Origin of the sequence: Enterobacter cloacae complex sp. IR5441, assembly GCF_049238215.1 — a bacterium.
In the GTDB taxonomy this organism is placed as follows: Bacteria; Pseudomonadota; Gammaproteobacteria; order Enterobacterales; family Enterobacteriaceae; genus Enterobacter; species Enterobacter hormaechei_C.
Genome location: NZ_JBMKIA010000016.1, coordinates 35,578 through 49,353 on the forward strand (window position 1 = coordinate 35,578; position 13,776 = coordinate 49,353).

Sequence of the window (13,776 nt, forward strand, 5' to 3'; positions counted from 1 at the left end):
TTGAGCCGCTGTTGCCGGGTGGCGCTATCGCTTACCCGGCCTACGGTTTGAGCCGCTGTTGCCGGGTGGCGCTATCGCTTACCCGGCCTACGGTCCGAGCCGCTGTTGCCGGGTGGCGCTGACGCTTACCCGGCCTACGGTTCGAGCCGTTGTAGGCCCGGTAAGGCGTAGCCGCCACCGGGCAACGCAACTACCTGAAACTCACGTCCTCGCCCGCCTGCGCCGTCGCTGCCTGCTCCAGCAGATCCCAGAACGTTTCGCCGCTGCGATCGCAGACCCACTCGTCACCTTTCAGATCAAAGTGATAGCCGCCCTGTTTCGCCGCCAGCCACACCTGGTGAAGCGGCTCCTGACGGTTAATAATAATCTTGCTGCCGTTTTCGAAGCTTAAGGTCAGGATCCCGCCGTTGATTTCACAATCGATATCGCTGTCGCCGTCCCAGTCGTCGATATGCTCTTCGATGGTCATCCACAGGGTATCGGCAAGGCGATGAAATTCACTGTCGTTCATGGTTTTATTCCTGTTTTTCGTGATGGCGGCAGTATAACGCTAAATAATTCCCGTTGCAGGAAAGCGGCAAACTCTTGCTTTTGTGTCTTCTCCTGCGATGATAGAAACAGATTTGAACTTACGGGCAACCTCTACATGAAAAACGTCTTCCGAACGCTTGTCGTTCTTGTCACTCTGTTTAGCCTGACCGGCTGTGGACTGAAGGGACCACTGTACTTCCCGCCAGAGGATAAAAACGCACCACCGCCGACAAAACCGGTGCAAAGTGGTATCGAGTCATCTACGCCGGATACCAACGATCGCGGCAATAACGGCGGCCCGACTCAGGTCAATCTCTGACAATTACGTTCTGTACCCGCGCAATGGAGCAAATGATGCAGTTCTCTAAAATGCATGGCCTTGGCAACGACTTTATGGTCGTCGACGCGGTAACGCAGAATGTCTTTTTCTCCCCGGAATTGATCCGTCGCCTGGCGGATCGACACATAGGCGTGGGGTTTGACCAGCTGCTGGTGGTGGAGCCGCCTTACGATCCTGACCTGGACTTTCACTACCGCATTTTTAACGCCGACGGCAGCGAAGTTTCCCAGTGCGGCAACGGCGCGCGCTGTTTTGCCCGCTTTGTTCGGCTGAAAGGGCTGACCAACAAGCGCGATATCCGCGTCAGCACCGCCAACGGCCGGATGGTGCTCAGCGTCACCGACGACGAACTGGTGCGCGTGAACATGGGCGAGCCGAACTTCGAACCCTCTGCCGTGCCGTTTCGCGCCAACAAAGCGGAAAAGACCTATATTATGCGTGCCGCCGAGCAGACAGTATTGTGCGGCGTCGTCTCGATGGGTAACCCGCACTGCGTGATTCAGGTGGATGATGTGCAAACCGCGGCGGTTGAAACGCTCGGCCCGGTGCTGGAAAGCCACGAGCGCTTCCCGGAGCGGGCGAACATCGGTTTCATGCAGGTGGTGAAGCGTGAACACATTCGCCTGCGGGTTTACGAGCGCGGCGCGGGCGAAACCCAGGCCTGCGGAAGCGGTGCCTGTGCGGCGGTGGCCGTCGGTATCTCACAGGGGTTACTGGCAGAAGAGGTTCGCGTGGAATTACCGGGCGGACGTCTTGATATCGCCTGGAAAGGAGCGGGTCATCCACTGTACATGACTGGCCCGGCGACACATGTTTATGACGGGTTTATCCATCTATGAAGCAACCAGGGGAAGAACTGCGGGAACCTGTATCAGAGCTGGACGACAGCGCTGTTGTGGATTACCTGCTGCACAATCCTGAGTTTTTTATCCGCAATGCACGCGTCGTCGAACGGATGCGCGTGCCGCATCCGGTTCGCGAGACCGTGTCGCTGGTTGAATGGCACATGGCGCGCTCGCGCAACCACATCAATCAGCTCGAAGAGAACATGACGCTGCTGATGGAGCAGGCCAGCAATAACGAAAGCCTGTTCTACCGTCTACTGCACCTTCAGGCGCGTCTGGCTTCCGCGCACAGTCTCGAAGAGTTCCTCAACCGCTTCCACCGCTGGGCGCGCGAGCTGGGGCTGGCAGGCGCGACGATCCGTCTCTTCCCTGACCGCTGGCGCATTGGCGCGCCGTCCGGGTTTACCCATCTGGCGCTGAGCCGTCAGGCGTTTGAGCCGCTGCGCATTCAGCGTCTGGGCCATGAGCACCACTATCTGGGGCCGCTTAACGGGCCAGAACTGCTGGTGGTGCTGCCGGAAGCCAAAGCTATCGGCTCGGTGGCGATGTCGCTGATGGGGCGCGATGGTGACCTGGGCGTGATGTTATTTACCAGCCGCGACGCGCATCATTATGAACAGGGGCAGGGCACGCAACTGTTGCAGGAGATCGCCCTGATGCTGCCTGAGCTGCTGGAGCGCTGGATTGAGCGCGTATGACGGACGGATTGCTCGCCACTGACGTCAACCGCTTTCTGCGCTATCTGGGCGTGGAACGCCAGCTCAGCCCTATTACGCTGCTCAACTATCAGCGTCAGCTTGATGCCATCATGCAGATTGCCGATGAAATCGGCCTGAAAAGCTGGCAACAATGTGACGCCGCCACGGTACGCGGGTTCGTCGTGCGTAGCCGTAAAAAAAATCTCAGCCCGGCGAGCCTGGCGCTCCGGCTCTCTGCCCTGCGCAGTTTCTTCGACTGGCTGGTCAGTCAGGGCGGTCTGAAAGCCAACCCGGCAAAAGGGATCGCCACGCCGAAAGCCCCGCGTCATCTGCCGAAAAATATCGACGTCGACGACGTAAACCGCCTGCTGGATATCGATCTTAACGATCCGCTGGCCGTGCGCGACCGCGCGATGCTGGAGGTGATGTACGGCGCGGGCCTGCGTCTCTCTGAACTGGTGAACCTCGACTTAAAGCACCTCGATCTGGAATCCGGCGAGGTGTGGGTGATGGGCAAGGGCAGCAAAGAGCGCCGCCTGCCGATCGGCCGCAACGCGGTCTCCTGGATTGAGCACTGGCTGGACCTGCGCGGGCTGTTTGGCGCCGACGAAGATGCGCTGTTCCTGTCGAAACTCGGCAAGCGGATCTCGGCGCGTAACGTGCAGAAGCGCTTTGCGGAGTGGGGCATTAAGCAGGGGCTGAACAGCCACGTTCACCCCCACAAGCTGCGCCACTCCTTTGCGACGCACATGCTGGAATCAAGCGGCGACCTGCGCGGCGTACAGGAGCTGCTTGGTCACGCGAATCTGTCGACCACCCAAATCTATACCCACTTAGACTTCCAACACCTTGCCTCGGTGTATGACGCGGCGCATCCACGCGCCAAACGGGGGAAATAATGCGTTTTTACCGCCCACTCGGTCAGATATCAGCCCTGACGTTTGACCTTGATGACACTCTTTACGATAACCGCCCGGTGATCCTGCGTACCGAGCAGGAGTCGCTGGCGTTTGTGCAGAACTACCATCCTGCGCTGAAAGCGATGCAGAACAAAGACTTCCAGCAGCTGCGTCAGTCCCTGCGGGAAACCGAACCGGAGATTTACCATGACGTGACCGAATGGCGCCGCCGTGCGGTTGAGCAGGCGATGCTCAATGCCGGCCTGAGCGCGCAGGACGCGGCCACGGGTGCCGAAGCGGCCATGGAAAACTTCGCCAAATGGCGCAGTCGGATCGACGTGCCGCAGGAGACCCACGACACGCTGGCGAAGCTCGCCGAAAAGTGGCCGCTGGTGGCCATCACCAACGGCAACGCTCAGCCTGAACTGTTTGGTCTGGGGAACTATTTTCAGTTCGTGCTGCGCGCGGGCCCGCACGGACGCTCGAAGCCGTTCAACGATATGTATCATCTGGCAGCGGAAAAACTGGATTTGCCGCTCGGTGAGATCCTGCACGTGGGCGACGACCTGACCACAGACGTCGCCGGGGCGATCCGCTGCGGCATGCAGGCCTGCTGGATCAAGCCGGAAAATGCCGATCTGATGACTACCCCGGATAGCCGTCTTCTGCCGCACGTGGAAATTTCACGGTTGGCATCCCTCACGACGCTGATATAATCATCAATTGTTCTGTATAAATTAACAGGGTTTTGGCGAATGGAAACATTTGCCTGCCCGACATGACGTGACGGTGCCAATGGACGTTTCTTACCTGCTCGACAGCCTTAATGATAAACAGCGTGACGCGGTTGCCGCCTCGCGTACAAACCTGCTGGTACTGGCTGGAGCGGGCAGTGGTAAGACGCGCGTGCTGGTTCACCGTATCGCCTGGCTACAGAGCGTGGAGAACTGCTCGCCGTACTCGATTATGGCCGTGACGTTCACCAACAAGGCGGCGGCGGAGATGCGCCACCGTATCGCGCAGCTGATGGGCACCAGCCAGGGCGGCATGTGGGTTGGCACCTTCCACGGCCTGGCGCACCGTCTGCTGCGCGCGCACCATATGGACGCTAACCTGCCGCAGGATTTCCAGATCCTCGACAGCGAAGATCAGCTGCGCTTGCTGAAACGCCTGATCAAGGCGATGAACCTCGATGAGAAGCAGTGGCCGCCGCGTCAGGCGATGTGGTACATCAACGGTCAGAAAGACGAAGGGCTGCGTCCGCATCATATTCAGAGCTTCGGTAACCCGGTCGAGCAGACCTGGCAGAACGTCTACAAGGCCTATCAGGAAGCGTGCGATCGCGCCGGTCTGGTGGATTTCGCCGAGCTGCTGCTGCGCGCCCACGAGCTGTGGCTGAACAAACCGCATATCCTGCAACACTACCGTGAACGCTTTACCAACATCCTGGTGGACGAATTCCAGGATACCAACAACATCCAGTACGCCTGGATCCGCCTGCTGGCCGGGGATACCGGCAAGGTGATGATCGTAGGCGATGACGATCAGTCTATCTACGGCTGGCGCGGCGCGCAGGTGGAGAACATCCAGCGCTTCCTCAACGATTTCCCCGGCGCGCAAACCATCCGTCTGGAGCAGAACTACCGTTCTACCAGCAACATTCTGAGCGCGGCCAACGCCCTGATTGAGAACAACAACGGGCGCCTGGGTAAAAAGCTGTGGACCGATGGCGTCGACGGCGAACCGATTTCGATTTACTGCGCCTTCAACGAGCTCGACGAAGCCCGCTTCGTGGTGAACCGCATTAAAACCTGGCAGGAGAACGGCGGCGCGCTGGAGCAGTGTGCCATTCTCTATCGCAGCAACGCCCAGTCGCGCGTGCTGGAAGAGGCGCTGTTGCAGGTGAGCATGCCGTACCGCATTTATGGCGGTATGCGCTTCTTCGAACGTCAGGAGATCAAAGATGCGCTCTCGTATTTGCGTCTGATTGCCAACCGTAACGACGATGCAGCGTTTGAGCGCGTGGTGAACACGCCGACGCGCGGCATCGGCGATCGTACGCTGGACGTGGTGCGTCAGGCCTCGCGCGATCGTCAGCTCACGTTGTGGCAGGCGTGCCGCGAGCTGTTACAGGAAAAAGCCCTTGCCGGGCGCGCCGCCAGCGCATTGCAGCGCTTCCTGGAGTTAATCGACGCGCTGGCGCAGGAAACGGCCGACATGCCGCTGCACGTCCAGACCGACCGGGTGATCAAAGATTCCGGCTTGCGCACCATGTACGAGCAGGAAAAAGGCGAGAAGGGCCAGACCCGTATTGAGAACTTAGAGGAACTGGTGACGGCAACGCGCCAGTTCAGCTACAACGAAGAAGACGAAGACCTGATGCCGTTGCAGGCATTCCTCTCTCACGCCGCGCTGGAGGCGGGTGAAGGGCAGGCCGATACCTGGCAGGATGCGGTTCAGCTGATGACCCTGCACTCCGCAAAAGGTCTGGAGTTCCCGCAGGTGTTCATCGTCGGGATGGAAGAGGGGATGTTCCCGAGCCAGATGTCGCTGGATGAAGGCGGGCGTCTGGAAGAGGAGCGTCGTCTGGCCTACGTGGGCGTGACCCGTGCGATGCAGAAACTGACCCTGACCTACGCGGAAACTCGCCGCCTGTACGGGAAAGAGGTTTATCACCGTCCGTCGCGCTTTATCGGCGAACTGCCGGAAGAGTGTGTGGAAGAGGTGCGCCTGCGCGCCAGCATCAGCCGTCCGGTCAGCCATCAGCGTATGGGCTCGCCGATCTCTGAAACCGACACCGGTTACAAGCTGGGCCAGCGCGTGCGCCACTCGAAGTTTGGCGAAGGCACCATCGTCAACCTGGAAGGCAGCGGCGAGCACAGCCGTTTGCAGGTAGCGTTCCAGGGGCAGGGGATCAAATGGCTGGTGGCAGCCTATGCCAAGCTGGAAAGTGTGTAACTTTCAGAAAAATATCACTATTTTGTAATAATCTGCTAGCCTTATACGTTGAAGGTCAATTAATGCCCTTCAGCGTTCCGTTGCGTGTTGACGCCACAGTTATTGCTGGCGTAACATGCGCGCACGATTACGCTAAGAGGACATTCGCCTTGGACACACCCAGTAGATACTGGCTCAATTCCCTGTCATCCAGGAACAACTCCTAAGGCTATCTCCTCTTGCTGATGGCCTTAGTGGTTGTCAGCGACTGCATCATTCCCGTCGCGCTGAGTCAGGCTGTTTAATGGTCTGAAACCCAATTTGTTTCTGTGTGCCCACCGAACTGTCCGATATTTTTTGCATTGGGAGTCCCGGTCATGTTGAGCGCATTTCAACTCGAAAATAACCGACTGACTCGGCTTGAAGCCGAAGAGTCACAGCCCCTCATTGATGCCGTATGGGTGGATCTGCTCGAGCCGGACGACGATGAGCGCCTTCGCGTACAATCTGAACTGGGGCAAAGCCTGGCGACACGCCCGGAACTGGAAGACATCGAAGCATCCGCCCGTTTTTTTGAAGACGAAGACGGCCTGCACATTCACTCCTTCTTCTTTTTCGAAGATGCCGAAGACCACGCGGGGAACTCCACCGTGGCGTTTACCATCCGCGATGGCCGCCTATTCACCCTGCGCGAGCGCGAACTGCCTGCGTTTCGTCTCTACCGTATGCGTGCCCGCAGCCAGGCGATGATGGACGGCAACGCTTATGAGCTGCTGCTGGATCTGTTCGAAACCAAAATCGAACAGCTGGCGGATGAAATCGAAAACATCTACAGCGACCTGGAAAAGCTGAGCCGCGTGATCATGGAAGGCCATCAGGGCGATGAGTACGACGAAGCGTTGTCCACGCTGGCTGAGCTGGAAGATATCGGCTGGAAGGTGCGTTTGTGTCTGATGGATACCCAGCGCGCGCTGAACTTCCTGGTGCGCAAGGCGCGTCTGCCGGGCGGTCAGCTGGAGCAGGCGCGTGAGATCTTACGCGATATCGAATCCCTGCTGCCGCACAACGAATCCCTGTTCCAGAAGGTCAACTTCCTGATGCAGGCGGCGATGGGCTTTATCAACATCGAGCAGAACCGTATCATCAAGATCTTCTCGGTGGTGTCCGTGGTGTTCCTGCCGCCGACGCTGGTGGCGTCCAGCTACGGGATGAACTTTGAGTTTATGCCGGAACTGAAGTGGAGCTTTGGCTACCCGGGGGCGATTATCTTTATGATCCTCGCCGGGCTGGCGCCGTATCTGTACTTCAAGCGGAAGAACTGGCTGTAAAAATCTGGCGGGTGGCGCTGCGCTTACCCGCCCTACGATCGAATTCCCTCTCCCTGTGGGAGAGGGTTCCCCACAAAATAATGCCTGCACAGACGGCCCCCTCTCCCTTGAGGGAGAGGGCTGGGGTGAGGGGGAACATACGGCTCTGGTGGTCATTCCGTTCACTTTATGTTCCTTGCTACTCTGTCACGACATGACCGGTGAACGTGCCAGGGTGGCTCAGTCGCCACCACCCTGGCGACCCGGGCTTCCGGCGGAAAATCGCCGCTTCGCGGTGCCTTCGGCTTATTCCTTCCGGCTTATCGGGGACGGGCGGAGGTAACATCCCTGTAAAGCCCTCAGTTATTCTGAGGCAACGTTATCGCTTTTGCTTTCAAATTACTGGGGAACCCTCTCCCCTGTGGGAGAGGGTTAGGGTGAGGGCAACATCACAGCCCTTTGCGCACCCTGCGCTGGGTATAAATCGCATCCGCAACGAAGATGGCCAGCGCCACCCAGATAAAGGCGAACGTCACCATCTTATCCGCACCCGGCACCTCGCCGTAAAACACCACCGCCAGCAGGAACATCAGCGTGGGGCCAATGTACTGGAAGAAGCCCAGCGTGGAGAGGCGCAGACGCGTTGCCGCGCCGGTAAAGCACAGCAGGGGGATCGTTGTGACCACGCCTGCGGCCATCAGCATCAGGTTCAGCGACCATGGGTTGCTGCCCATGTGGCTGGTGGCGCTGTCGGCAATACCGAACAGGTAGATCGCGGCGACAGGCAGCAGCCACAGGGTTTCAAATAGCATTCCCGTCTGCGCTTCCACGGCAATTTTTTTACGCACCAGGCCGTAGAAGGCAAAGCTGAACGCCAGCCCCAGGGCGATAACCGGCAGTGAGCCGAAGGTCCACAGCTGTACCAGCACGCCGCAGAAGGCCAGAATCACCGCCACCCACTGCATCCGGCGAAAGCGCTCACCAAGGAAAATCATCCCCAGCAAAATATTGACCAGCGGGTTAATAAAGTAGCCCAGGCTGGCTTCGAGCATGTGATGGTTATTCACCGCCCAGATAAACAGCAGCCAGTTTCCGCCAATCAGCACCGCAGAGAGAGCGAGCAGGAAGACCTTCTTCGGGGTTTTCAGCAGCGTTTTGACGCCTGACCACTGACGGCTGATACTCATCAGCGCAATCATGAAGAAAAAGGACCAGATGACGCGGTGAGTGAGGATCTCGTCCGCCGGGACATAGGCGATAAGTTTGAAGTACGCCGGTGCGATACCCCAAATAAAATAAGCGGCAAGGGCGAGTAAAACGCCCTGCCGCGTCTGTTTAGCATCCATCGGGAAAATCCGTTACAAAAAAGTGAAGTAATTTTACCCGAATTTGCCGTCTCAACCCACCATATAAGTGGCGGTTGCGCTGGCGATATAAACCTGCTCCTCGTTATGCAGCTCAACGCGGGCGACGGCAACTTTATTCCCGGCGCGCAGCAGGCTGCTGGTGCAGGTGAAGCGGTTTCCGCGTCCCGGACGCAGGTAGTCGACGCGTAAATCGATGGTGCCCATGCGCGACAGGCGCTGGCGTAACTCATCTTCGTTGATGGTGTCATGGCGCGTCAGCGTGCTGCCCACGCACACCAGACCGGCCGCCACGTCCAGCGCGGAGGCAATGACCCCGCCGTGCAAAATGCTTTGCGCCCAGTTACCGACCATCATTGGCTGATTATTGAAACTCAGCTGAGCGAAGTCTTTTTCGTATCGCTCCAGCTCAAGACCCAGTGCACGGTTGAACGGCATGTGGTACACAAAAATCTCGCCCACGAGCTTTAAGGTTTCTTCGGCGGTGAGTGTGGCTGACATCTGACGTGGCATCCTTGTTGTTAACAAAATGTTGATTTTATGCTTCGGGATAAAGGAATGCCACTTTAAGAAACGAGGAAGCGGAAGTTATCGCAGAAGTCTGTAGAATGCCCGGACAAAACTATTCATTAAATGTCACCATTTCAGGAGAACACCACCGATGCGGACGTATCTGGGTTGGTTACTGGCGGCGGTTGCGCTGCCCCTCACAGCATATGCGCAGGAAGCGACGATCAAAGAGGTGCATGATAAACCTGCCGTTAAGGGCAGCATCATCGCCAATATGCTTCAGGAGCATGACAATCCGTTCACGCTGTACCCTTATGATACAAACTACGTGATCTACACCCAGACCAGCGATCTCAACAAAGAGGCGATAAGCTCCTATAACTGGTCTGATAATGCGCGTAAAGATGAGGTGAAGTTCCAGCTCAGCCTCGCCTTCCCGTTCTGGCGCGGCATCCTGGGGCCGAACTCGGTGCTTGGCGCGTCTTACACGCAGAAGTCATGGTGGCAGCTCTCCAACAGCGGGGAATCTTCACCGTTTCGCGAAACCAACTATGAACCGCAGCTGTTCCTCGGTTTCGCCACCGATTATGAGTTTGCAGGCTGGACGCTGCGAGACGTGGAGGTGGGCTATAACCACGATTCCAACGGTCGTTCCGACCCAACCTCACGCAGCTGGAACCGCATATATACGCGTCTGATGGCGCAGAACGGCAATTTCATGGTGGAAGTGAAGCCGTGGTACGTGGTGGGCAGCACCGATGACAACCCGGATATCACCAAATATATGGGCTACTATCAGCTTAAAGTGGGCTATCAGCTGGGTGACGCGGTGCTGAGCGCCAAAGGCCAGTACAACTGGAATACCGGCTACGGCGGTGCAGAGCTGGGCCTGAGCTACCCGGTAACGAAACACGTTCGTCTTTATACTCAGGTGTATAGCGGGTATGGCGAATCGCTGATCGACTACAATTTCAATCAGACCCGCGTCGGTGTGGGCGTCATGCTGAACGATATTTTCTAAGCTGCTCGAATGTTTTTGCGTTAAACGTTGAAGTTTCTCTCTCAGGCGCTGAAAATAGCGCCTGTTTCATTTCTGGCATATGGGGTTAACGTGGCGCAGGCGGAAGTATTGAATCAGGAATCGCTGGCTAAACAGGTTTTGCAGGAAACCTTTGGCTACCAGCAGTTCCGCCCTGGCCAGGAAACCATCATTGAAACCGTGCTGGAAGGCCGCGATTGCCTGGTGGTCATGCCGACCGGCGGCGGAAAATCGCTCTGCTATCAGGTGCCCGCGCTGGTGCTTAATGGCCTGACGGTCGTGGTATCGCCCCTTATTTCCCTGATGAAAGACCAGGTCGACCAGCTGATTGCCAACGGCGTGGCGGCGGCCTGCCTGAACTCGACGCAGACCCGCGAGCAACAGCAAGAGGTAATGACCGGGTGCCGCACCGGGCAGATCCGCCTGCTGTATATCGCGCCAGAACGCCTGATGCTGGACAACTTCCTCGATCATCTGGCGCACTGGAATCCGGTGCTGCTGGCGGTGGATGAAGCGCACTGTATCTCCCAGTGGGGGCACGATTTCCGCCCGGAATACGCCGCTCTTGGCCAGCTTCGTCAGCGCTTCCCCGAGCTGCCGTTTATGGCGCTTACCGCCACGGCGGACGACACCACGCGTCAGGACATCGTTCGCCTGCTGGGGCTAAACGACCCGTATATTCAGGTCAGCAGCTTCGACCGCCCGAACATCCGCTATATGCTGATGGAGAAGTTCAAGCCGCTGGATCAGCTCTTACGCTACGTGCAGGAGCAGCGCGGTAAGTCCGGCATCATCTACTGCAACAGCCGTGCGAAGGTGGAAGACACCGCCGCCCGTCTGCAAAACCGTGGCTTTAGCGCCGCGGCCTATCACGCCGGGCTGGAGAACCATATCCGCGCCGACGTGCAGGAGAAATTCCAGCGCGACGACCTGCAAATCGTGGTCGCAACGGTGGCGTTCGGGATGGGGATCAACAAGCCCAACGTGCGCTTTGTGGTGCATTTCGACATTCCGCGCAATATCGAATCCTACTATCAGGAAACCGGCCGCGCCGGGCGTGACGGCCTGCCTGCGGAAGCGATGCTGTTTTACGATCCGGCGGATATGGCGTGGCTGCGCCGCTGTCTCGAGGAGAAACCGCAGGGGCAGTTGCAGGATATCGAACGCCACAAGCTTAACGCGATGGGGGCCTTCGCCGAAGCGCAAACCTGCCGCCGTCTGGTGCTGCTCAACTACTTTGGTGAAGGGCGTCAGGCGCCGTGCGGCAACTGCGATATCTGCCTCGACCCGCCGAAGCAGTACGATGGCCTGATGGACGCGCGTAAGGCGCTCTCGACTATCGGACGCGTGAACCAGCGCTTTGGGATGGGCTACGTCGTTGAAGTGCTGCGCGGGGCTAACAACCAGCGTATCCGCGATATGGGTCACGACAAGCTGCCGGTTTACGGCATCGGGAAAGACCAGAGCCATGAGCACTGGGTGAGTATCATCCGCCAGCTGATCCATCTCGGCTTTGCCACGCAGAACATTGCCCAGCACTCTGCGCTTCAGCTGACCGAAGCGGCGCGACCGGTCCTGCGTGGCGAGGTTGAACTGAAGCTCGCCGTTCCGCGCGTCGTCGCCCTGAAGCCGCGCGTGATGCAAAAATCCTACGGCGGCAACTACGACCGCAAGCTGTTCGCCAAGCTGCGTAAGCTGCGTAAAGCCATTGCGGATGAAGAGAACATCCCGCCATACGTGGTGTTCAACGACGCGACGCTGATCGAGATGGCCGAGCAAATGCCGCTCAGCGCCAGTGAGATGCTCAGCGTCAACGGCGTTGGCACGCGCAAGCTGGAGCGCTTCGGTAAAGAGTTTATGGCGCTCATCCGTTCCCACGCTGATGGTGATGATGAGGAGTAGTCAGCCGGGCGAAAAAGTGCCAGGATGGTGACTCACTACATTATTTCCCCGCGAGCTAATTATGTTAATGCTATTTCTCACCGTGGCGTTAGTGCACATCGTGGCGCTGATGAGCCCTGGCCCTGACTTTTTCTTCGTGTCACAAACGGCCGTCAGCCGCTCCCGCAAAGAGGCAATGATGGGTGTGCTCGGTATTACCATGGGCGTCATGGTCTGGGCGGCGGTTGCGCTGCTCGGTCTGAACCTGATCCTGGCGAAAATGGCGTGGCTGCATAACATCATCATGGTCGGCGGCGGTCTGTACCTGTGCTGGATGGGCTACCAGATGCTGCGCGGGGCGCTGAAGAAAGAAGAGAAAAAGCCGGAAGAGCCAAAGGTTGAGCTGGCAACGGGCGGCCGTAGCTTTGTGAAAGGGCTGCTGACCAACCTGGCGAACCCGAAAGCGATTATCTACTTCGGCTCGGTATTCTCGCTGTTCGTGGGGGATAACGTCGGCGCGGGCGCGCGCTGGGGGATCTTCCTGCTGATCGTTGTTGAGACGTTCGCCTGGTTTACCGTTGTGGCAAGCCTGTTTGCCTTACCGGCGATGCGTCGCGGCTACCAGCGCATCGCGAAGTGGATCGACGGCTTTGCCGGCGCGCTGTTCGCCGGCTTCGGCATTCATCTCATCATTTCTCGCTAAGCATGACGCGCTGACGCAAGCAGCGCGCCAACCAGCATAAACAGCGAACCAAAGACTTTGTTCAGGGCCTTCATCTGTTTAGGCCCTTTGATCCACGCCGCAATTCGCTGCGCCAGCGTCGCGTAACCAATCATCACAATGATATCGACAATAATGGTAGTCGCGCCCAGCACCACGTACTGCATCACCTGTGGCTGATGCGGCACGATAAACTGCGGGAACAGGGCGGCGAGGAACACGATGCTTTTCGGGTTGGTCAGGTTAACGAACACCGCGCGTTTAAACAGGTGGCCGCGTGTTTGCGTCCGGGAGAGCGTATGCAGATCAATCGAGCCTGCGGCGCGCCACTGCTGAATACCCAGCCAGATAAGATACGCTGCGCCAGCCCATTTCAGCACCTCGAAGGCCAGCACCGAACGGGAGAACAGCGTGCCCAGACCAATCCCCACCAGCACAATATGAATGCCAAGCCCGGTCTGTAAACCGGCGATTGACGCCGCCGCGCCGCGATAGCCGTGATTAATGGAGGTGGTCATGGTGTTGATTGCGCCCGAGCCAGGTGAAAGGCTGAGGATGATGGATGTCAGCAGGTAGGCGAACCACCATTCGAAGGTCATTTGAAACTCCCGGATCGTCTGTTTTTATGCCACAATACGCTATTGTTGAGTCATTTTGTGACCGGTGACGAAAAAAACGATATTCCCTGAATTACGGGGGGTGGA

Annotated in this window: 15 protein-coding genes; 11 read left to right on the forward strand and 4 right to left on the reverse strand. The window is 57.9% G+C overall.

The window, feature by feature from the left end:
- Positions 1–190: 190 nt before the first annotated feature.
- On the reverse strand, positions 191–511 hold the full coding sequence (gene cyaY / locus ACOTX5_RS16915; RefSeq protein WP_045910940.1) for an iron donor protein CyaY: 321 nt from the start codon (positions 509–511) through the stop codon (positions 191–193).
- A gap of 135 nt (positions 512–646) precedes the next feature.
- Here cyaY and lptM point away from each other — a divergent pair, with 135 nt between their 5' ends.
- The 8 genes from lptM to corA all read left to right on the forward strand — a co-directional run bounded on the left by lptM (position 647) and on the right by corA (position 7,578).
- Entirely contained in the window at positions 647–850 is a 204-nt protein-coding gene (gene lptM / locus ACOTX5_RS16920) for an LPS translocon maturation chaperone LptM (protein ID WP_003860815.1), read from the forward strand.
- A 35-nt stretch (positions 851–885) separates the two neighbouring features.
- Complete coding sequence (gene dapF / locus ACOTX5_RS16925; protein ID WP_032672143.1) at positions 886–1,710, forward strand: diaminopimelate epimerase; 825 nt, start codon at positions 886–888, stop codon at positions 1,708–1,710.
- Entirely contained in the window at positions 1,707–2,414 is a 708-nt protein-coding gene (locus ACOTX5_RS16930; RefSeq protein ID WP_015570007.1) for a DUF484 domain-containing protein, read from the forward strand. Before dapF ends, ACOTX5_RS16930 begins: the two co-directional genes overlap by 4 nt.
- Positions 2,411–3,313, forward strand: a complete 903-nt coding sequence (gene xerC, locus ACOTX5_RS16935) for a tyrosine recombinase XerC (protein WP_015570006.1) — start codon at positions 2,411–2,413, stop codon at positions 3,311–3,313. Before ACOTX5_RS16930 ends, xerC begins: the two co-directional genes overlap by 4 nt.
- Positions 3,313–4,029, forward strand: coding sequence for a 5-amino-6-(5-phospho-D-ribitylamino)uracil phosphatase YigB (gene yigB / locus ACOTX5_RS16940; RefSeq protein WP_017383587.1), 717 nt, complete (start codon positions 3,313–3,315; stop codon positions 4,027–4,029). Before xerC ends, yigB begins: the two co-directional genes overlap by 1 nt.
- Positions 4,030–4,108: 79 nt before the next feature.
- On the forward strand, positions 4,109–6,271 hold the full coding sequence (gene uvrD / locus ACOTX5_RS16945; protein WP_017383586.1) for a DNA helicase II: 2,163 nt from the start codon (positions 4,109–4,111) through the stop codon (positions 6,269–6,271).
- Positions 6,272–6,420: 149 nt separating this feature from the next.
- On the forward strand, positions 6,421–6,477 hold the full coding sequence (gene ysgD / locus ACOTX5_RS16950; protein WP_212743980.1) for a YsgD/CorL family protein: 57 nt from the start codon (positions 6,421–6,423) through the stop codon (positions 6,475–6,477).
- Between the two features lie 150 nt (positions 6,478–6,627).
- Positions 6,628–7,578 (forward strand): magnesium/cobalt transporter CorA, encoded by a 951-nt coding sequence (gene corA / locus ACOTX5_RS16955; RefSeq protein WP_126489830.1) that lies wholly within the window; start codon positions 6,628–6,630, stop codon positions 7,576–7,578.
- A 428-nt stretch (positions 7,579–8,006) separates the two neighbouring features.
- Here the strand turns inward: corA and rarD are convergent, their stop codons facing one another.
- Together rarD and yigI are read right to left on the reverse strand one after the other, a co-directional pair.
- The gene (gene rarD / locus ACOTX5_RS16960; RefSeq protein ID WP_017694744.1) at positions 8,007–8,903 is read right to left on the reverse strand and encodes an EamA family transporter RarD; all 897 of its coding nucleotides are present in this window, start codon (positions 8,901–8,903) and stop codon (positions 8,007–8,009) included.
- A 51-nt stretch (positions 8,904–8,954) separates the two neighbouring features.
- Positions 8,955–9,422, reverse strand: coding sequence for an acyl-CoA thioesterase YigI (yigI, locus tag ACOTX5_RS16965; RefSeq protein WP_006812366.1), 468 nt, complete (start codon positions 9,420–9,422; stop codon positions 8,955–8,957).
- Between the two features lie 160 nt (positions 9,423–9,582).
- Here yigI and pldA point away from each other — a divergent pair, with 160 nt between their 5' ends.
- The 3 genes from pldA to rhtC all read left to right on the forward strand — a co-directional run bounded on the left by pldA (position 9,583) and on the right by rhtC (position 13,054).
- A complete protein-coding gene (pldA, locus tag ACOTX5_RS16970; protein ID WP_003860803.1) occupies positions 9,583–10,452 on the forward strand; it encodes a phospholipase A in 870 nt (289 codons plus the stop codon).
- A gap of 90 nt (positions 10,453–10,542) precedes the next feature.
- Positions 10,543–12,372, forward strand: a complete 1,830-nt coding sequence (gene recQ, locus ACOTX5_RS16975; RefSeq protein WP_017694743.1) for an ATP-dependent DNA helicase RecQ — start codon at positions 10,543–10,545, stop codon at positions 12,370–12,372.
- A gap of 61 nt (positions 12,373–12,433) precedes the next feature.
- On the forward strand, positions 12,434–13,054 hold the full coding sequence (gene rhtC, locus ACOTX5_RS16980; protein ID WP_006179256.1) for a threonine export protein RhtC: 621 nt from the start codon (positions 12,434–12,436) through the stop codon (positions 13,052–13,054).
- Here rhtC and rhtB read toward each other — a convergent pair.
- Complete coding sequence (gene rhtB, locus ACOTX5_RS16985; RefSeq protein WP_006812363.1) at positions 13,051–13,671, reverse strand: homoserine/homoserine lactone efflux protein; 621 nt, start codon at positions 13,669–13,671, stop codon at positions 13,051–13,053. The genes rhtC and rhtB overlap by 4 nt on opposite strands.
- Positions 13,672–13,776 lie beyond the last annotated feature (105 nt).